Below are 19269 nucleotides of genomic sequence, written 5' to 3'. Positions count from 1 at the left end.
AAAAATCCTGTAAAGAAACCGTAATCTCTGGAACGTATATTGTCTTCCAAACAGGAAATGTGTTATGTAAGGCACTTTATCAATAAAAATTAAAAATAATATGAAAATTCTGCGCAAAGTATTCATTCTCCTTATAATTTGCCAGGTTTCCTGCACCAAGCAAACCCAAAAACTCACCGAAACTTTAGGCGATACCACCGGCGACATCGTTTCACACGCTGTGGATTCGCTGATTACGGGAGATTCACTTTCCGTATTTCAAAGAAATATAAAAAAAATTGAAGAAATGGGAGAGGCCATTGCCATTTATTCCGGCGAAGGAAAATCGGTGAAAGCCAACTTCAAACGTGATGCCGAGGGAGCTCCGGTCGTGGTTTTAACTGAAAACAACAAGGAATTGCCCTGGCTTTACGAAAAAGAAAAAACAGATTCTACCATACTTTATAAAAACGGAAAAGATTCAGATGAGTTTTTTGTAAAAGGCAACGGTGCCATCTTCAGGCAACGTGGAAAAACCTACAATCTTCTTGCCGAATAATATCTTCCGGTGTCGCGTGTTACCGCTCAAATTCCTATTTTTGTGGCAGGTATGAATGAAGCTCAACTTCTTGCACTGATCCGAAAAGCACAGGAAAAAGACCAGAAAGCCCAGACGCAACTGATTAACGCGTTTTGGGTTGATGTGTTTTCCTTTGTCCTGAAAAAAGTGAAAGACGGGAACGATGCCGATGAAATAACGGTGAATGTATTCTCGAAAGTCCTCAACAAGCTCGATATTTACGATCCCAATTTCCAGTTTAAAACGTGGGTTCTCACCATTGCGCAAAATACGGTAATCGACTTTTGGCGCAAAAGAAGCCGCGAGAATGAGGATGCAACCGCCGAGCTTCACGATGTGCGCAACCAGTTCGCCAAATCACCGGAAGAACTACTTATTTCTGCCGAAGAGCAAAAGAAAATCCTGAAGATCGTGGAAAGTATGGATGCTAATTATCAGGAAATCCTGCGTATGCGGTTTTTCGAGGAAAAAAGCATCAAAGAAATCTCTGAAGAACTTAATTTGTCTGTCTCAAACACGAAAGTCCGCATCATGCGCGCCAAAAAAATCCTTGCCGCTCTGCTGAAAGACAGCGACTTCAACCCGGAATAATTTTCAAACTGCAACAGTTCCGCAGTAAATGAGTGTTTTTTTTAAAGGTTGGGCGCTCCCTTTAATCCATGTGTTTGTGGAGTTAACATTTCCATTTAAAATTTCCGTAATTTTGTAATTTCAACTTCAAAAATGGAAAATCAAATTCTAGATACCACCGTACAAAAACCAAAATGGATCCGCGTAAAGCTTCCCACCGGAAAAAATTACCGTGAACTCCGCACTTTGGTAGATAAATATAAACTCAACACCATTTGCCAAAGCGGAAGCTGCCCAAATATGGGTGAATGCTGGGGCGAGGGCACCGCAACTTTTATGATTCTCGGAAACATCTGTACGAGAAGCTGCGGATTTTGTGGCGTAAAGACCGGAAAACCTCTCGACGTCAATTGGGATGAACCTGAAAAAGTAGCGCGTTCCATTAAGCTCATGAAAATCAAACATGCGGTGCTAACCTCGGTTGACCGTGACGATTTGAAAGATATGGGTTCGATCCTTTGGGCCGAAACAGTAAATGCCGTGCGCAGAATCTCTCCCGGAACCACAATGGAAACTTTGATTCCCGATTTCCAGGGAATTCATAAGCATATCGACCGTTTGGTTGAAGTTGCTCCGGAAGTGATTTCACACAATATGGAAACCGTGAAACGCCTCACCCGAGAAGTCAGAATTCAGGCCAAATATGAAAGAAGCCTTGATGTTTTAAGATATTTAAAAGAAGCCGGACAAAACCGCACCAAAACCGGGATCATGCTGGGTTTGGGTGAGGAAAAAGACGAAGTTTTTCAGACGATTGAGGATGTACGCAATGCAAATGTCGATGTCATTACACTTGGGCAATACCTTCAGCCTACGAAGAAACATCTGCCGGTAAAGAAATTCATCACCCCGGAAGAATTTGATGAATACGGTGCTTTTGCGAGAAGTTTAGGCTTCCGTCACGTGGAAAGTTCACCGCTGGTTCGCAGTTCTTATCACGCCGAAAAACATATTCATTAAAATGTCGAAATACGCTCACAACTGAGCTAAAATAAAAGCAAAACCCTTCCGAAATTTCTGGAAGGGTTTTGCTTTTCAGTACGAAGTTTCTGCGGTTAATTTCACCACTGAAATTCACTTTCGCACTGACTGCGTCGAAATTTTGCTGTTTGCCTTTTCGTCAAGTTCATCAAAAAACTAAAATTACGAACAACGGATCATTAAAAGTTGTCGGAAATTCCGAGGGATTTTTAATTAATTTTTTTTGCAGATTTTGGAAAAGGCTCTAAGAAAAAATCCGCCCAAACAGAGTTGCGGCGGATTCCTTTTTTTAAAAAAATAACTTACTTTTTCGCAGTTTTTTTCGCCGTAGATGCAGCGGGCGTATCCTTAAAATATTTTCTGAGTTTCCAGGCCATCTTTTCGTGATCCTGGATCAATCCGGTCAGGAAATCTGATGTTCCCACATCGCCATATTTCTCATCGGTATCGCCTATAAACTGGCGCAGAGATTTGATGATGCTTTCGTGGTCATTGACCAGGTCGTGAAGCATGCCCTGGGTGTCAGGTACTTTCCCCGGTGCTTCGGTCAGCTGCGAGTATTTTGCAAATTCAGAAGTTGTTCCTATTGCAGTGCCCCCAAGTGTGCTGATTCTTTCAGCTACAGCATCAATAGCTTCAGCCACAGCATCATACTGGTCTTCGAACAGAAGGTGAAGCTCCATAAAATTGTCTCCGGAAAGATTCCAGTGGTATTTTCTCAATTTGATGTAAAGGATGTTTCCATCTGCAAGGACTTTGTTCAGGATTTCATAAATAGCATCCAGATTTTTTGCTGGTATTCCTAAATCAGGTCTCATAATAATAATTTTTTATACAGTTAAGTTTCCTTCCACACCGTCGCTGTTGTCGGTTTTAATCCCTGTTACGGCTGACGCGATGAATGTAACCATCGAAACGAACTTACCGGCTTTTGTATCCCAGTAATAGGTTTCATCCGGCGTTACACGGATGATCGTAACCTTTGGGTCATCTTTGCCTTCCTCGAACCAGGCGTTGGCAAATGAAGACCATTTATCTTCAATGGTATTTTTATCAGTGTAAATGTATGCTTTTCCAAAAATTGACAGATATTCGGAGCTGCCGTTGTTCATGAAATATAGCTGGACGCGGTTGTCCTCCTTTATTTCAAAATTTTTGTTGCTGTCGCTGCTGCTGATAAACCACAGGTTGCCTTCTTGGTCGCATTCCTGCAGTGACATGGGCCGCGCATTGTTTGGAAGAGTAGAAAGTTCGGTGCAGAACATACAGGTCCTTGCGCTTTCCGAAAGTTCTTTCAGTTTTTTCACAGCTTCCTGGCTATGCAAATTTTCTGTTGACATAATATTATTTTGTGATTTGGTTTTACAAAACTATCGGTTGCGGCTCAGTATCCAATTACACCATTTTTAGAGAAAATTATATAATTCGGGAAAGTCCGGTTTTTCTTTGTTTTTTCATTTAATTTTACCGGAATAATCTCCATATTCTTGAAAAAAACGTCTTTCATCAAATTCACTAATAAAGGCATTTACTGCGTTCCCGGGAAGTTTTATATCGATCCGTGGCGGCCGGTTGATCTGGCTGTGATTTCGCACGGCCATGGCGACCACGCACGTTGGGGCATGAAGAAATACCTCTGCCACCACTATACCAAACCTGTTTTAAAGCACAGAATTGGTGAGGACATTGAAATACAGAGCCTGGAATATGCCGAGGAAATCAATATCAACGGGGTGAAAGTCTCGTTTTTCCCGGCAGGGCATATCGTAGGTTCTGCACAGATCAGGATGGAATGGAAAGGTTATGTAATCGTGTTTTCAGGGGATTACAAAGTTGATGACGACGGAATTTCCACACCTTTTGAATTGGTGAAATGCAATGAATTTATCACGGAAAGCACTTTCGGGTTGCCGATTTACAACTGGCTGAAACCTGAAGATTATTCCGAAAAAATGCGGACCTGGGCAGAAAATAACCGCGAAAACGGTAAGACTTCCGTTTTTGTGGGCTATTCTTTGGGAAAAGCGCAGCGCATTATGAAATCAGTCGAAGGACAGGGTAGGATTTTCGTGCACAGTTCTATTGCTAAACTCAACGACGCCATTGAAAGTGTCGGAATTGACCTGCCAAAGTATGAAACCGTTAACTTCTTTGAAAATTATAAAGAAACAAAAGGTGAAATCGTCATCGTTCCGCCAGCACTGTTGGACAGCAATGTGATAAAAAAAATTCCGGATCGTGCCACAGCGATTTGTTCCGGCTGGATGCAGGTTCGCGGATCCAGGCGCTGGCGCTCCGCGGATGCTGGCTTTGCAATTTCTGATCATGCAGACTGGACCGGACTTCTAAATACCGTGAAAGCCACCGAAGCCGAAAAGGTTTTTGTCACGCACGGGCAGACTGCGGTTTTTGCTAAATATTTAAATGAAATAGGGATCAATGCCGTGGAACTTCAAACTATTTTCGGCGACGAGGAAACCGGGGAAAAAGAAATTTTGGAAGAAAAGAATGATACTGAATAACCAGCGATGAAACACTTTGCACAACTCATATCATCCCTCGAAAGCACCAATAAGACCAATGCTAAAATTGATGCAATCGTAAATTATCTGGAAAATGCTCCGGATAACGATAAGTTATGGTTCCTCGCGCTTTTCACGGGCAAAAGGCCAAAACGCCCCGTAAATACAAATTATCTGAAACAGTGGGCTTTGGAAATTACCGGACTTCCGGAATGGCTTTTCGTGGAGAGTTACAGTTCTGTCGGCGATTTGGGTGAAACGCTTTCCCTTATTCTCCCGGCGCCGGAACATCATATCGAGAAAACGCTCTCGGAATGGATGGGCGAACTTTTGCAGCTTAAAGATAAAACCGAAGAAGAGAAAAGACAGTACGTTCTCGAAAGCTGGAACGGTTTGGATTATACCGAACGTTTCATCTTCAATAAGTTGATTGGCGGCAGTTTCCGAATCGGTGTCTCAAAAAAATTACTTATCAATGCGCTTTCAAAATATTCCGAAATTGAGCAAAACCAGCTGATGCACAGTATTATGGGTAAATGGAATTTCGATGAGGTCAATTTTCAGGATTTAATCGAAGGCACCAACATCAATCCCGACAATTCCAAGCCGTATCCGTTCTGCCTGGCTTACCCTTTGGAAAAAGGAATTGAAGATTTGGGCGAAATTTCTGACTGGCAGTTTGAGTACAAATGGGACGGCATTCGAGGGCAATTAATTAAAAGAAACGGGGAAGTTTTTATCTGGTCCAGAGGTGAAGAACTGGTCACACCTCAATTTCCGGAACTGAAGGAAACTTTGGAAAATGTTGAAGGTGATTTTGTTATTGATGGCGAAATTCTCGCTGTTAAGAATGATGAGGTCCTGAATTTCAATGAACTGCAGAAAAGGCTCAACCGGAAAAACATCACCAAAAAAATGATGGAGGAAATTCCGGTACAGGTTTTTGCGTACGATATGCTGGAGTTCAAAGGTGAAGATCTTCGGGAAAAACCACTGTCAAAAAGAAGAAAGATGCTGGAGGATTTATTGGTTCAAAATCAAAACACCAAAATTTCTCTTTCTCAAATTATTGAGGCAGAAAATTATAATGACTTAAAGGAAATCCGTGAAAAATCCCGCGAAATCAACAGCGAAGGTTTGATGCTGAAACAAAAAAATTCAAGCTATCATTCAGGGCGAAAAAAAGGCGACTGGTGGAAATGGAAAGTAGATCCACTAACCATCGACGCGGTGCTGGTTTACGCTCAAAAAGGCAGCGGCAGACGCAGCAGTTATTACACCGATTACACTTTTGCAGTGAAAAATGAAGACAAACTCGTCACGATAGCCAAAGCGTATTCTGGATTAACCGACAAAGAGATTATGGAAGTGAGCCGTTTTGTGACGAGAAATTCCATTGAAAAGTTTGGGCCGGTGCGAACGGTAAAACCTGAACTGGTTTTCGAAATCGCCTTTGAAGGCATCGGTTTCAGCAGCCGGCATAAAAGTGGTGTAGCACTTCGTTTCCCGCGGATTGTCCGTTGGAGACGTGACAAAACTGCTGATGAAATCGACGAACTGGAAGAGGTGAAAAAATTGATCAAATAACTATTTCTTGTTGAAAATTTCGAAGTAATTTAAAAAAGCCTTCTTTATCACCGCATTTATAAAAATTGAAATCCAATCTGCAAAATACCAACGGCTATGAGATCATCCAAAACTGGATGAAAGGAAAAGGCATGTCGCCATTCACATTCCAGCAGGAAACGTGGGAAAAGTTTTCGAGAGATTACAGCGGAATGGTGATTGCCCCGACGGGGTTTGGGAAAACTTATTCGGTGTTTTTAGCCGTTATCACTGATTTTTTAAATCAGCCGGAAAAATACCATGACGGTTTGAAATTGCTGTGGATCACACCTTTGCGTGCCCTGGCAAAAGATATCGGTAAAGCGATGAGCGAAGCGATTGACGAAATCGGCCTCGACTGGGAAGTTGCGGTGCGCAACGGCGACACGCCCCGCGAAGAACGCGCCAGACAAACCCGAAAAATGCCGGATATCCTCATCATCACCCCAGAAAGTCTGCATTTACTTCTGGCCCAAAAACAGCATCAGAAATTTTTTAAAAACTTGAAATGCATCGCAGTTGACGAGTGGCACGAGCTGCTTGGAACAAAAAGAGGCGTTTTGACCGAGCTTGCGGTTTCCCGCCTGGTTTCATATCAGGCAAAAGTTAAAATTTGGGGAATTACAGCAACAATCGGGAATTTGGATGAAGCCCTGGATGTCCTGATTCCTTATGGTATTAAAAAAACAAAAGTTGTTGCGAAAGAAAAAAAACAAATCGACATTCTTCCGGTTTTTCCTGATGAAGTGGAAGTTTTGCCGTGGGCAGGGCATCTCGGTGCGAAACTGGTTGATAAAGTGGTGCCTATAATACTTGGGAGCAAAACCACATTGGTTTTTACCAATACGCGGAGCCAGGCAGAAATGTGGTACCAGCTGCTGCTGAATCATTATCCTGATTTTGCCGGCCAAATCGCGATTCACCACAGCTCGATCGACAAGGAATTGCGAATCTGGATCGAGGAAAATTTGAGTTCTGGTTATTTGAAAGCTGCCATTTCTACATCATCTCTGGATTTGGGAGTGGATTTCAAACCCGTAGACACGGTGATTCAGGTAGGATCCAGTAAAGGTGTGGCACGTTTTTTACAGCGGGCCGGCCGTAGCGGGCATTCCCCTTTCGAAACCTCAAAAATTTACTTCGTGCCCACGCATTCCCTTGAACTGATTGAAGTTGCAGCGCTGAAGGAAGCCATTAAACAAAAAATCATCGAACCGCGTGAACCCATCATTCTGACTTATGATGTTTTGGTACAGTACCTCGTTACGCTCGCTGTGGGAGACGGTTTTAATGAAAGGGAAACTTTTTTGCAGATCAAAAAAACGAATGCGTTCCGGGATTTAACTGAGGAAAACTGGGCGTGGTTCCTGAGATTTATCACCACCGGCGGTTCGCTGAAAAATTATGAAGAATTCCATAAAGTCGTTGTAGAAGAAGGCTTGTACAGAGTCACGAGCCGCAGGATTGCGATGCTGCACCGCATGAATATTGGTGCTATCGTAAGCGATGCAATGATGAAGGTGAAATTTGTCGGTGGCGGTTATGTCGGGATGATAGAGGAATATTTTATCTCAAAACTTAAAAAAGAGGACCGTTTTATTTTGGCTGGGCGTGTCCTGGAAGTTTCCCACATCAAGGAAATGACAGTTTATGTCCGAAATTCTAAAGGCAAGGCGATGATTCCCAGTTATTTGGGTGGCCGGTTGCCTTTGACATCTTATTTGAGTCAGTTTTTAAGGCAAAAGTTATCGCAGTCGCTTCAGGCAAAATCTTCAGAAAAGGAACTGAAATTTCTGCATCCCTTACTGGTGAGCCAGCAAGAGCACTCGCACATACCGGAAGAAGACGAATTTTTGGTAGAATTAATCAAGACCCGCGATGGCTACCATCTTTTTATGTACCCATTCGAAGGGCGGCTGATCCACGAAGTGATGTCGGCACTTATTGCATTCAGGATTTCGAAAATCACGCCGATTTCGTTTTCAATGGCGATGAACGATTATGGTTTTGAACTTTTGAGTAACCAGGAAATTCCGTTGACAGAAGAAAATCTGAAAGAAATTTTATCCAAAGAAAATCTGCTTCGCGATGTGATGAGTTCGATCAATGCTACTGAAATGGCACGCCGGAAGTTCCGTGACATCGCTGTAATTTCCGGAATGGTCATCCAGACTTATCCGGGCGAGCAGAAATCGAACAAAAATCTTCAGGCCAGTTCAGGATTGATTTTCAATGTTTTGGAAGATTATGATTCTGAAAATCTTTTGCTGAAACAGGCATACGCTGAAGTCTTTAATCAGCAGATTGAGGAGGCACGGTTGATGCAGGCTTTTAAACGTATTGAGAATCAAAAGATTATTTTAAAAGTAAGCAATTCATTTACACCGCTCAGTTTCCCGATAAAGGTAGACAGTCTGCGGCAAAGCCTGACTTCGGAAGATTTGGAAACCCGGATACGAAGAATGCAGGAGGAATCTTTGAGGAAACGGGGCTTACGGTAGGTTTGCAGCTCCTGCAGAGTACACAGTTTTCGTCGATATATCTGTGTAACGTGGCAATACATGATGTTTCTTTGTTTATTATTCCCAACAAAAATTTGCAAAGAAATCACGACCTTTGCAGCCCATGTCAGAAATCAGATTTTTAAACAAGAATATTCAGGGGGAAAACCTCACTTTTACCGATCGAAGCGCCTTGTTTTGGGCTCGTGAAAAAGCATTAATCATCAGTGATTTACACGTAGGTAAAACCGCTTATTTTCGTAAAAACGGCATTGCGGTGCCATCAAATATCTTGAATGATGATTTAAAAAAACTGGAAAAACTGATCATTTTTTTTAAAGCCGAAAAACTGATCATCGTGGGCGATTTTCTTCATGCCGGAAACAATTCTGACATCGATATTTTTTGCGTGTGGCGCAGCAATTTTCCTCAACTTGAAATCATTTTGGTTAAAGGCAATCACGACCGCATCAACCCTGAAATCCTGGAAAAAGCCTGCATCAAAGAAATGGTTGACGAACTGTTTATCCCGCCGTTTACCTTCAATCACGACCCTTTAGTTTCTGAACTTAAATTCTTTATTTCAGGTCACATTCATCCCGGCGTGTTGATGGAAAGCCCGATCCAAAGGATGAAATTTCCCTGTTATGCGGTTTCCGGGAATCAGCTCATTTTACCGGCCTTCAGCAGTTTTACCGGCCTCAATTATAAAACTTTGGGTCCGAATTTTATAAAAATAGCTTTCGCGAAAGGCCATATCTTTATGGTCTGAAAACGGATCTCATGGGTTTAAAAAAAATATTTATACCGGCTGTGGCTGGCGTTTTGGGGCTTTTAATTTTCAATTCATGTTCTGTGGATATACCCAAAGGGGCAACTGCAGTTCAGAATTTTGAGGCTGAAAAATATTTGGGCAAATGGTATGAGATTGCCCGTTTCGATTACCGTTTCGAGAAAAATCTTAATAACGTTACCGCAAACTATTCCAAAAATGCAGATGGTTCTATCAAGGTCGTAAACCGCGGTTATGATTACGTAAAAAAAGAATGGAAACAGAGCGAGGGTGAAGCCAGGTTTGTAAACCAGCCCACCGAAGCCAGGCTAAAAGTTTCGTTTTTCAAACCAATTTGGGCGGGCTATAATGTTATTGAACTCGTAGACTATAAATATGCCCTGGTGGCGGGAAACAGTTTGAAATACCTTTGGATCCTTTCCCGTGAGAAAACTGTTCCTGAAGACATCACTGCAAGATTCCTGAAAAATGCTGAGGATTTAGGGTACAAGACTGAAAACTTAATTTGGGTGGAACACACCAAATAACTAAATTGTAATCTTAAAATTCAGGTTTTGAAAAAAGTGGCAACTGCTGCGCTGATTACGATTGGCGACGAAATCCTTTCCGGAATTACGGTGGATACCAACTCCAGTTTTATTGCTTCGGAACTTAAGAAAATAGGGATACCTGTTAAGCAGATTTTTACGGTTTCTGATGACATCGGTTCCATAAAAACCGCGATGAAAAGGGCGCTTGATATTGCTGAGATTGTTTTCACTACAGGAGGAATTGGCCCAACGAAAGACGACAAAACCAAAACCGCATACGCAGAATTTTTCCAGGATAAACTTACTTTGGATGAAGAAACGTTTCACCACCTGAAGCAGCTTCTCATCAAACGGAAACGTGAGCATCTCCTGGAAATTAACAAAGGGCAGGCTGAAGTACTGTCAAAGGCGAAAGTCATTCAAAACGACAATGGTACCGCACCTTGCATGGTGATAGAAGAAAACGGTAAAACCGCCATATGCCTCCCGGGAGTGCCTTTTGAAGTTAAGCCATTGGTTGGTGAAAAAATCATCCCTTTTTTAACTGAGAAATATCAGTTAAACCATATCGTTACAAGGATTATTTCCGTTGTAAACTTTCCGGAAAGCCTCCTTTCTGAAACAATTTCGGATTGGGAACTGGCTTTGCCTGAGCAGATCTCACTTTCTTACCTTCCCATTGGTACACGGATTAAACTGCGTTTAACAGCGGTTGGAAATGATAAGGAGGCTCTTGAAAATGAACTCAATGATCAGATCTCTAAACTAAGACCCTATATCGAGGGTCATGTGATTGCCTGGGATGGCAACGAAATTCAGGTGATTTTAAAAGAGATTCTTTCCGACAGAAACCTAACAATTTCAACGGCAGAAAGCTGTACCGGTGGCGAAATTGCAAAGTTGATTACGGGAGTTTCAGGGTGTTCTACCACGTTTTTAGGCGGAATTATTCCGTACGATTTTCATAAAAAAATAGAAATTCTGGGTGTGTCGCCACGAACCATTGAGGAAAAAACGGTAGTTTCTGCCGAAGTTGCCCAGGAAATGAGTTTGGGCTGCCAAAAACTTTTCAAAACAGATATTTCGGTTTCTACGACCGGAGTCGCCGGGCCTAATACTGATGAGTTTAATAATCAGGTGGGAGAAGTTTTTTATTCCATCCGAGTGAAAGATTTTGAGCAGACCAACCGGCTCTTTTTACCGCATCTGGATCGTAAGGATTTTATGTTTTTTGTGGCGCAGCGCGTGCTGCAGGATTTAGTTGAAATTTTAGTTAAAGAAAATGACTGAGTTCCTGAAAAAAATCAAATCAAAGGTAAAGGAACTTAAGAAAGAGACCTTTGTATTGGCGCACGCTGTAGCCGATAAAAGAACGCCGGTTTTAGCCAAAATTTTCGCAGCAATGACGGTGGCTTATCTTTTGAGTCCGATCGATCTGATTCCGGATTTTATTCCTGTTCTTGGGCTTTTGGATGATATTGTTCTGGTCCCGGTACTCATAAAAACCACGGTTTCTTTAATTCCAGAAAGACTGCTCGATGAGCTAAGGACCAGAATTGATTCGGATGAAAAACTCCAGAAAAAATGGTATTACGCGCTGCCTGTAATCGTGATTTATTTGCTGCTTCTATTCCTGCTTTACAAAACATTTTCATCTAAATAAGATTTATAATTCAGGTCAAATTTTCGCAATCTTTTAGGATTTAATTCTTAAATTACGGGGTCAAGTGTAACTTTTGCCTGAAATTTACTACTCATAATTCTAAATATTTATTCATATGAAAAAGATAACCATTAGTTTACTTGCACTTTATGGCATTGTCATGCTGAATTCGTGTGCTGTAAAAACACCAACCGCCGAAGTGAAAGTAGAAGAAACCCAACCGAAAGCCGTAGAAGAAAACGGCCTCAACCTCGATTATATGGACACATCTGTCCGTCCGCAGGATGATTTCTTCAGTTATGTGAACGGGAACTGGTACAAAACCGCTGAAATTCCGTCTGATAAAGCATCCTGGGGATCCTTCAACAAACTACGCGAGGATGTGGACAATGCTTCGGTTGAAGTTTTAAACAAAATTCTTACAGATAAATTTGCGCCTGGTACTGAAGGTCAGAAGATGCAGGCTTTATATAACACATTTACCGATTGGGACAGTAGAAACGCTGCCGGCCTCAATCCTATTAAAGCAGATCTTGCGAAAATTGACGCCATCAAAACCGTTGCAGATTTGCAGAAATATCTCATTACAGCAACCAGAACCGGTGACAATCCATTTTATATGTGGAGGGTAAGCCCAGACCTGAAAAATTCTGTGATGAATGCTGTTTATCTTGGTGGTCCATCGCTTGGTTTGGGTAAAGATTACTATCAGAAAGTAAATGATGCCAATACCAAGACTTTAGTGGAATATAAAAACTTTGCGTCTCAGTTGTTCGCTGTTTTGGGTTACTCCAACGCAGATGCGACCGCTCAAAAGGTTGTAGATTTCGAGAAAGTTCTGGCTAATTACCTTCTTACAAACGAGCAGGGCAGAGATGCGAATTTAAGATACAATCCAAAAACTACCGCTGAACTTGGTGCTTTGGTGAAAAGTGTAAACCTTCCGAATTATCTGACTTCCGTTGGCGTAAATACGGATCGTGTAATCGTAACTGAACTGAAATATTACCAGAATCTGGACAGCATAATTACTTCTAAAAACCTTCCGCTGCTGAAAGATTACATGAAATTTCACATGCTGAGAAGCAATCTTGGAAATCTCGACCAGAAAATGGATCAGTTGAACTTTAATTTCTATTCAAAATATCTGCAGGGACAAAAAGAGCAGCGACCAATGGAAAAGCGCGGCCTGCAAATGGTAAACGGTGTACTGGGTGAAGCTTTCGGTAAACTGTATGTTGAAAAATATTTCCCGGCTGAAGCGAAAGTGAAGATGGAAGAGTACATCAGCTATATCAGAAAAGCATTCGCTAAAAGAATAGACGGTTTAGACTGGATGTCGCCGGAAACTAAGGTAAAAGCTCAGGAAAAATTGTCAAAATTCGGAGTTAAAATCGCTTATCCGGACACCTGGAGAGACTACTCAAAACTTACAATGCAGGCTCCGCAGGATGGAGGAACCTATTACGGCAACATGCAGAACCTGACAGCATGGGGTTACCAGAGAAGCCTGGATAAAGTGGGCAAACCGGTAGACAAAAATGAATGGGGAATGACGCCCCAAACTGTAAATGCATACTACAGCGCATCTAACAACGAAATCGTGTTCCCGGCAGCAATCCTTCAGCCACCTTTCTTTAATTTCAAAGCAGATCCTGCAGTGAATTTTGGGGGAATTGGTGCGGTAATCGGTCACGAAATTTCTCACGGTTTTGATGACGGCGGTTCAAGATTCGATGGCGACGGAAACCTCAAAAACTGGTGGACTGATGCTGACAGAAAGAATTTCGACGCAAAAGTGGGACAGTTGGCTGCACAGTACGACAAATATGAGCCGGTAAAAGGAAGTTTCGTAAACGGTAAATTTACCAGCGGTGAAAATATCGGAGATTTAGGCGGTGTAGCCGTAGCTTACGAAGCGTTGCAGATGTATCTGAAAGATAAAGGGAATCCGGGATTAATCAGCGGAATGAACCAGGATCAGCGTTTCTTCATGAGCTGGGCAACCGTGTGGAGAACTAAATCTACCGACCAGTATCTTCAGAATCAGGTGAAAACAGATCCCCACGCGCCGGGTTACTACAGAGCGTTTGCACCTTTGTTGAATATCGATGCATTTCACAATGCTTTCCAGACAAAACCTGGTGATAAGCTGTATAAAGCACCGGAAGAACGTATAAAGATTTGGTAATACGATGAAGCGCGAAGCGCCGAAGACGATGAGCGGTCCAAACTTTATAATATTAAATAGAAAAATCACCCACTTTCGGGTGATTTTTCGCTTATGATCGTTTATCTGTTTGGCGCGAGCGAAGCGAGCGCCGGTGAAGTCAGTATTTAAACAATTATTTCTTTTTATAGTTTTCGTCTTTAAACATGATATTGTAAACCAAATAAAGCCCCAGACCAATGGCTATCATAAAGAAAATAAATGGCAAAATGCCATAACCCATCACGGAATAGCTGGATGGAATTCTCATAAGCAGAGCAGCGCCAATAATCATCGCGGCAATGATCAGTCCTGACGTAATGCGGTTGGCAACTTTTTGAAAGCCGTCTGTTAAACGGTCTTCGTCCAAAGCATTGACTTTTAATTCAAATTGATTGGCAGCTAAATTTTCGGTGATTTTATTTAACCTGCCAGGTAAATTCTCTGCCAGTTTCTTATTATCCAGCAACAATCCGTAGATGTTTTCAGGTTTAAGTTCCTGCTTAAATTTCTTGTTGACCATCTTTTCCATAAATTTTTTTATGGCTTTTTGCAAATCATATTTCGGTGTCAGAACTGCTACAATCTGATCCATGTTTAAAAGAATTTTCCCCAGAATGTTTAGTTCTACGGCTAATTTAATTCCTTCATCAGCGGCAATCCTGTTCATCTGTATCAGCACTCTGCCGGTTTCCATATCTTCAGCGTTATTGCTGATGCTGTCCATCACGAGGCGGTTGATGTTCTTCCTGAAATTGTCAAGGCTTACAATTTTTTGGTCGACTTCACTCATTTCCAGAAGTGCGTCGGTGATTGCGTCGCCGTCTCTTTTGCTCATTCCTACGAGAAGCATCATGATTTTTTCCTGAAGTTTTGGACTGAATTTAGCGACCATTCCCAAATCCATCAGTGCGATATGGTCATCCTTCGTCAGATGGATGTTTCCCGGGTGCGGATCGGCATGGGCAAAACCGTCGACGATAATCTGCTGCATATAAGCCTCAACCAAATCATCAATCATTGGCGTGAAGTCGGTCTCAATCTGTTTCAGTTTGCTTACGGATGTGATTTTCTTTCCGTCAATATAATCCATAGTCAGCACTTTCCCGGATGAATATTCTTTGATAGGTTCCGGAATTACGATATGGCTATATTTCCTAAGATTTTCCCTGATCGTTACAAGATTTTGAAACTCTTTATTGTAATCAAGTTCATTAAGCAGGATAAACCTAAGCTCCTCAATAACGTCGTTCAAAGCAAATTTTCTGGCTTCTTTAGAATTGTTAACCGCAAAATCAGCCATGCTTTTCAGTGAATTTAAGTCATCAATGAATTTTTGCCTTACACCCGGTCTTTGAACTTTTACAACAACCATTCTTCCGGAAGGTAAAACCGCACGGTGAACCTGTCCGATGGATGCGCTTGCCAATGGAGCTGTATCAAAAAGCGCAAAAGCATTTTTTATTTTAGTGCCGATTTCTTCTTCAATTATTTTCTCAACCTCCTCGTATGGAATGGTTTCCACATCCTCCTGAAGAGTAGCCAAAGCATCCAGATATTGATCCGGCAACAGATCAGGCCTCGTGGAAAGCAGCTGTCCCAACTTGATATAGGTAGGCCCCATTTTCTTCAGATCTTCTACAAGCTCTTCGGGTTTTTGGCTGTATTCTTCAGCATTTTCTGCTGTTTCAATTGGGCTTAAAACGGTTGAGGATGCGGTTTTCATCACATCGCTGTTGTAATATTTTAATATAAATGAAAAGAATTTAACGTAATTATCCAGATGTTTCAGTTCCATAAATCTTTTTCTATGAGTAAGGTAAATTCATACCAAAAGAATTAAATCTTCAAATTATAAAACGCCTGTTTAGAATTATGGAATTTTTACTGGGAACAAATTTTTATCTTAGTCAGTATCAAAAGATAAAAATGAACATAGAGCGTAATACTGAAATAAAAAATCCTGAGACTAAACCATTTTTAGCGGATGCTTTCTATCCTGAAAATTCAGAAAAGCTGCCATTAGTGTTTTTTGCCCACGGTTACAAAGGTTATAAAGACTGGGGAGCCTGGGATTTGATGGCGGAAAAAATTGCAGCGGCAGGATATTGCTTTGTGAAATTCAACTTCTCGCATAACGGTACCACCGTAGAAAATCCGAAGTCGTTCGATGATCTGGAAGCTTTTGGAAATAATAATTTTACTAAGGAACTTTCAGATTATAACGCCGTAATCTCTCATTTCATCAACGGGAAACAAATTGATCCTGAACGCGTAGCGATTATCGGTCACAGCAGAGGCGGCGGTATTTCGGTGATTCAGGCTTATGAAGATGAAAGGGTAAAAGCGTTGATTAATTTGGCGGGCGTAAGTCATTTCGGTTACCGTTTTCCTTCCGGCGACCGTTTGCAGGGTTGGGAAACTGATGGTGTGATGTATTCGGAAAATTCAAGAACCAAACAGCAGATGCCGCATTATTATCAGTTTTTTGAAGATTACAAAACCTATGAAGAACGCTTCAATATTCAGTACGCTGCCCAGCATCTTGAAAAGCCTTTCCTCATTATTCAGGGAACCAATGACGAGGCGGTTAAAGATAAGGAAGCCTATCTTTTGCACGAATGGAACAAAACGTCAGAACTTTTTGTATTGGAAGGTGCCAACCATGTCTTTGGAGCAAAAGAGCCCTGGGAATCTGACGCTTTGCCTAACGATTTGGAGTTGGCGACGGACAGGATGATTGAGTTTCTTCAAAGCAATTTATAATATTAAAATATCATGGTTTTGAATTATCTCAAATCAGGTTGAAACACATTACTTTTAGCCTGCTTGAAAAAACTTCAAAAAACTATTAACCAAAAAACAACCTGCAACCTGGGACTGTTTAAATAAAATACCTCCACAAATTATTTGCAGAGGTATTTATAATTGAAATTTACAAAAATTATTTCACCACTTTCATTTCATCAATCAGCCATTTTGCATTGGCAAATTTATCGATGATGAACAGGATGTATTTTGTATCCACCATGATGTTTCGCGAAAATTTTGGGTCGTAATTGATATCGCTCATGGTACCTTCCCACTGTCTGTCAAAGTTCAGCCCGATCAGGTTTCCGTTGGCATCCAAAGCAGGACTGCCGGAATTTCCGCCGGTGGTGTGGTTGGTAGCGGTGAAGTTTACCGGAACATCGCCTGTGCTGTTTTTATAGATTCCGTAATCTTTCTTGTTGTAAAGGTCGATCAGTTTCTGTGGCACATCAAACTCATAATCCCCCGGAATGTATTTTTCCATCACTCCGGAAAGGTGGGTTTGGTAACCGTAATACAAAGCGTCTTTTGGATTGGAACCAGCTACTTTTCCGTAAGTGACACGCAATGTAGAGTTCGCATCCGGGAAAAATTTTCTGTCCCTGTCAGTTTCCATTTGCTGCGCCATATATTTTTTCTGGAGGGCATCGATCTGGGACTGGTATTCGTTATATTTCGGATCCGTATTTTTCATATAAGCTTCTCTCATCGAGGTGAAAAGCTGCATCAGCGGATCTTTTTTAAGGTTTTGAACCAGAGCTTTCTGATCTGCAAAAACTTTATTAAGGTCTGAGTAGGCTGTTGCGCCGTTCAATGATCCTCTTCCTGTGATCACTGAATTTTTAGACCATTCTTCAACAGTTTTAAGGTTTTGGTTGACATCCTTAAATTTTTCAAAACCTGCCGGTAAATACTGCGCCGGAACACGGTTGGCATAAAGCGCCAAAACTTTCGCCGTTACCTTCGCATCCAGCTCGCCGTCATAATCTTTGTAAAAAGAGTTCATCCTGTTTTTGAAAGATTCCAGAGTTTTGGCATCCATTCTACCGCTCTCTACGGCATTGATGAAATTGTAATAATTGTTGGCAAGCGTTAAAGCTTCGGCATTTCTTACAACTTCGGTGTAATAAGCGCGGCTGAGCGCATACGGTGCCTGTGCGGTGTAAAGCCTGTTGAATTCATCAATCGTGGTTTTTATCGCTGGATTTTTTGCGATTAAAGCCTGCTCGTATTTTTGTTTTTTACCAACGGCATTTGATTTTTTCAGGCCTTCAACTTCGCCGATCCATTTTTTCCAGTAATTGGCAACAGAAGCATATTTAGAAGCGTATTTAATTTTCGTTGCCTGGTCGGTACGCATTTTTTCGTCAAGTGTTTTCAAAGCAACATCGCGTACGTCGATCATCGCAGGATCGGTTTCATTCATGATTTTCTCAACGGCAATCGACGGAAGATACTCGGTCGTTCTGCCCGGGAATCCAAAAACGAAAGTGAAATCGCCTTCTTTCTTGTCTTTTATGGAAACCGGAAGGAAATGTTTTGGCCTGTACGGCACATTGTCCTTGCTGTATTCTGCCGGCTTGTTGTTTTTATCTGCATAAATCCTGAATAAGGAGAAATCTCCGGTGTGGCGCGGGAAAACCCAGTTATCCGTGTCCGAACCGAATTTGCCGATTGAACTTGGCGGTGCGCCCACCAAACGCACATCCTTATAAGTATCGATGATATAAGCGTAATACTTGTTTCCGTAATACATCGGCTTGATCACCACTTTTTGGTAAGGCTCAATTTTAAAGGATTTTGTAACGGTTTCGATGTTGTTTTTAATCACATCTTCAGCCTGCTTTGCTTCCAGGTTTTTCGTGTTTCCTAAAATTTGCGGGGTCACATCCTTGATGTCCGCGATGAAATCAACCGTTACGCCTGCATTTGGAAGTTCCTCACCGTTGTTTTTTGCCCAGAATCCGTCCGCCAAATAGTCATTTTTCACTGAAGAATGTTTCTGGATCTGTCCGTAACCACAGTGGTGGTTGGTAAGCAACAGTCCTTTTGGCGAAATGATTTCAGCGGTACAGCCACCGTTGAACTGAACCACAGCATCTTTGATGCTTGGTTTAGTGGTGTCCCAGATGTCCTTAGCGGAAATTTTCATCCCCAGTTCTTTCATTTCCTTTTCATTCACTTCTGTCGGGATCCACATTCCGCCGTACTGCTGTGCCAACGGAAAAATAGAACTCAGGAAGAAGCCCGCGATTATAATATTTCTCTTCATTGATAATTATTTTATTTTTTTTGATTAGTATAAGATGTCTTGTTGTGATGATTTTTTGGAATGGTAAAACATAAAAAAGCTCAAATCGCAATTTGAGCCTAAAAATACGAAATTTTATGCGAAGTGAGTTTCGCGCCGCGTTTTTCCACCTTTGGCATCGGGGGTTTCATTAGTAAGGTGGCTGAAAAGTTCT

General features: G+C 41.7%; 16 protein-coding genes. 12 read left to right on the top strand and 4 right to left on the bottom strand.

All coding sequences use genetic code 11. The features are described 5' to 3' along the window. Positions 1-100 precede the first annotated feature (100 nt). The 3 genes from CKV81_RS04175 (at position 101) to lipA (ending at position 2149) form a co-directional block, all read left to right on the top strand. Positions 101-538: a hypothetical protein gene (locus CKV81_RS04175; RefSeq protein WP_095070690.1), complete on the top strand. Its 438-nt coding sequence runs from the start codon at positions 101-103 to the stop codon at positions 536-538. Between the two features lie 51 nt (positions 539-589). Continuing rightward, on the top strand, positions 590-1150 hold the full coding sequence (locus tag CKV81_RS04170) for an RNA polymerase sigma factor (protein ID WP_095070688.1): 561 nt from the start codon (positions 590-592) through the stop codon (positions 1148-1150). Positions 1151-1282: 132 nt separating this feature from the next. Further along, entirely contained in the window at positions 1283-2149 is an 867-nt protein-coding gene (lipA, locus tag CKV81_RS04165) for a lipoyl synthase (RefSeq protein WP_095070686.1), read from the top strand. 323 nt (positions 2150-2472) lie between these two features. Here the strand turns inward: lipA and CKV81_RS04160 are convergent, their stop codons facing one another. After that, on the bottom strand, positions 2473-2988 hold the full coding sequence (locus CKV81_RS04160; protein WP_095070683.1) for a Dps family protein: 516 nt from the start codon (positions 2986-2988) through the stop codon (positions 2473-2475). A gap of 12 nt (positions 2989-3000) precedes the next feature. After that, positions 3001-3510, bottom strand: coding sequence for a pyridoxamine 5'-phosphate oxidase family protein (locus CKV81_RS04155; protein ID WP_095070680.1), 510 nt, complete (start codon positions 3508-3510; stop codon positions 3001-3003). A gap of 147 nt (positions 3511-3657) precedes the next feature. Between CKV81_RS04155 and CKV81_RS04150 the strand changes: the two genes are divergently transcribed. The 8 genes from CKV81_RS04150 (at position 3658) to CKV81_RS04115 (ending at position 13975) form a co-directional block, all read left to right on the top strand. After that, the gene (locus CKV81_RS04150) at positions 3658-4692 is read left to right on the top strand and encodes a ligase-associated DNA damage response exonuclease (RefSeq protein WP_095070678.1); all 1035 of its coding nucleotides are present in this window, start codon (positions 3658-3660) and stop codon (positions 4690-4692) included. 6 nt (positions 4693-4698) lie between these two features. Continuing rightward, positions 4699-6279, top strand: a complete 1581-nt coding sequence (locus CKV81_RS04145; RefSeq protein ID WP_095070673.1) for an ATP-dependent DNA ligase — start codon at positions 4699-4701, stop codon at positions 6277-6279. 116 nt (positions 6280-6395) lie between these two features. After that, positions 6396-8798 carry a ligase-associated DNA damage response DEXH box helicase gene (locus CKV81_RS04140; protein ID WP_095074229.1) on the top strand — a complete coding sequence of 801 codons (2403 nt, stop codon included), beginning with the start codon at positions 6396-6398 and terminating at the stop codon, positions 8796-8798. Between the two features lie 124 nt (positions 8799-8922). Beyond that, the gene (pdeM, locus tag CKV81_RS04135; RefSeq protein ID WP_095070670.1) at positions 8923-9570 is read left to right on the top strand and encodes a ligase-associated DNA damage response endonuclease PdeM; all 648 of its coding nucleotides are present in this window, start codon (positions 8923-8925) and stop codon (positions 9568-9570) included. Between the two features lie 11 nt (positions 9571-9581). Then, a complete protein-coding gene (locus CKV81_RS04130; RefSeq protein ID WP_095070668.1) occupies positions 9582-10118 on the top strand; it encodes a lipocalin family protein in 537 nt (178 codons plus the stop codon). 36 nt (positions 10119-10154) lie between these two features. Beyond that, positions 10155-11411: a CinA family nicotinamide mononucleotide deamidase-related protein gene (locus CKV81_RS04125; RefSeq protein ID WP_095074227.1), complete on the top strand. Its 1257-nt coding sequence runs from the start codon at positions 10155-10157 to the stop codon at positions 11409-11411. Beyond that, the gene (locus CKV81_RS04120) at positions 11404-11784 is read left to right on the top strand and encodes a YkvA family protein (RefSeq protein WP_095070665.1); all 381 of its coding nucleotides are present in this window, start codon (positions 11404-11406) and stop codon (positions 11782-11784) included. Before CKV81_RS04125 ends, CKV81_RS04120 begins: the two co-directional genes overlap by 8 nt. A gap of 115 nt (positions 11785-11899) precedes the next feature. Next, positions 11900-13975, top strand: coding sequence for a M13 family metallopeptidase (locus tag CKV81_RS04115; RefSeq protein ID WP_095070662.1), 2076 nt, complete (start codon positions 11900-11902; stop codon positions 13973-13975). Positions 13976-14129: 154 nt separating this feature from the next. Here the strand turns inward: CKV81_RS04115 and CKV81_RS04110 are convergent, their stop codons facing one another. Further along, positions 14130-15791, bottom strand: coding sequence for an ABC1 kinase family protein (locus CKV81_RS04110; RefSeq protein ID WP_095070660.1), 1662 nt, complete (start codon positions 15789-15791; stop codon positions 14130-14132). 131 nt (positions 15792-15922) lie between these two features. On the opposite strand from CKV81_RS04110, the gene CKV81_RS04105 reads away from it, so the two are divergent. Continuing rightward, positions 15923-16759 carry an alpha/beta hydrolase family protein gene (locus CKV81_RS04105; RefSeq protein ID WP_095074222.1) on the top strand — a complete coding sequence of 279 codons (837 nt, stop codon included), beginning with the start codon at positions 15923-15925 and terminating at the stop codon, positions 16757-16759. 178 nt (positions 16760-16937) lie between these two features. Here the strand turns inward: CKV81_RS04105 and CKV81_RS04100 are convergent, their stop codons facing one another. Continuing rightward, positions 16938-19076 carry a S46 family peptidase gene (locus tag CKV81_RS04100; RefSeq protein WP_095070658.1) on the bottom strand — a complete coding sequence of 713 codons (2139 nt, stop codon included), beginning with the start codon at positions 19074-19076 and terminating at the stop codon, positions 16938-16940. Between the last annotated feature and the right edge of the window lie 193 nt (positions 19077-19269).

Source organism: Chryseobacterium taklimakanense (assembly GCF_900187185.1).
GTDB classification, from domain to species: Bacteria; Bacteroidota; Bacteroidia; order Flavobacteriales; family Weeksellaceae; genus Planobacterium; species Planobacterium taklimakanense.
The sequence above is the reverse complement of the archived record's forward strand: the minus strand, read 5'-3'. Positions and strand labels throughout refer to the sequence as shown.

What these genes read in the sequence shown, in the direction of transcription:
- CKV81_RS04175 (WP_095070690.1), top strand. Translation starts at nt 101, where the DNA reads ATGAAAATTCTGCGCAAAGTATTCATTCTCCTTATAATTTGCCAGGTT.
- CKV81_RS04170 (WP_095070688.1), top strand. Translation starts at nt 590, where the DNA reads ATGAATGAAGCTCAACTTCTTGCACTGATCCGAAAAGCACAGGAAAAA.
- lipA (WP_095070686.1), top strand. Translation starts at nt 1,283, where the DNA reads ATGGAAAATCAAATTCTAGATACCACCGTACAAAAACCAAAATGGATC.
- CKV81_RS04160 (WP_095070683.1), bottom strand. Translation starts at nt 2,988, where the DNA reads ATGAGACCTGATTTAGGAATACCAGCAAAAAATCTGGATGCTATTTAT.
- CKV81_RS04155 (WP_095070680.1), bottom strand. Translation starts at nt 3,510, where the DNA reads ATGTCAACAGAAAATTTGCATAGCCAGGAAGCTGTGAAAAAACTGAAA.
- CKV81_RS04145 (WP_095070673.1), top strand. Translation starts at nt 4,699, where the DNA reads ATGAAACACTTTGCACAACTCATATCATCCCTCGAAAGCACCAATAAG.
- CKV81_RS04140 (WP_095074229.1), top strand. Translation starts at nt 6,396, where the DNA reads ATGAAAGGAAAAGGCATGTCGCCATTCACATTCCAGCAGGAAACGTGG.
- pdeM (WP_095070670.1), top strand. Translation starts at nt 8,923, where the DNA reads ATGTCAGAAATCAGATTTTTAAACAAGAATATTCAGGGGGAAAACCTC.
- CKV81_RS04130 (WP_095070668.1), top strand. Translation starts at nt 9,582, where the DNA reads ATGGGTTTAAAAAAAATATTTATACCGGCTGTGGCTGGCGTTTTGGGG.
- CKV81_RS04120 (WP_095070665.1), top strand. Translation starts at nt 11,404, where the DNA reads ATGACTGAGTTCCTGAAAAAAATCAAATCAAAGGTAAAGGAACTTAAG.
- CKV81_RS04115 (WP_095070662.1), top strand. Translation starts at nt 11,900, where the DNA reads ATGAAAAAGATAACCATTAGTTTACTTGCACTTTATGGCATTGTCATG.
- CKV81_RS04110 (WP_095070660.1), bottom strand. Translation starts at nt 15,791, where the DNA reads ATGGAACTGAAACATCTGGATAATTACGTTAAATTCTTTTCATTTATA.
- CKV81_RS04105 (WP_095074222.1), top strand. Translation starts at nt 15,923, where the DNA reads ATGAACATAGAGCGTAATACTGAAATAAAAAATCCTGAGACTAAACCA.
- CKV81_RS04100 (WP_095070658.1), bottom strand. Translation starts at nt 19,076, where the DNA reads ATGAAGAGAAATATTATAATCGCGGGCTTCTTCCTGAGTTCTATTTTT.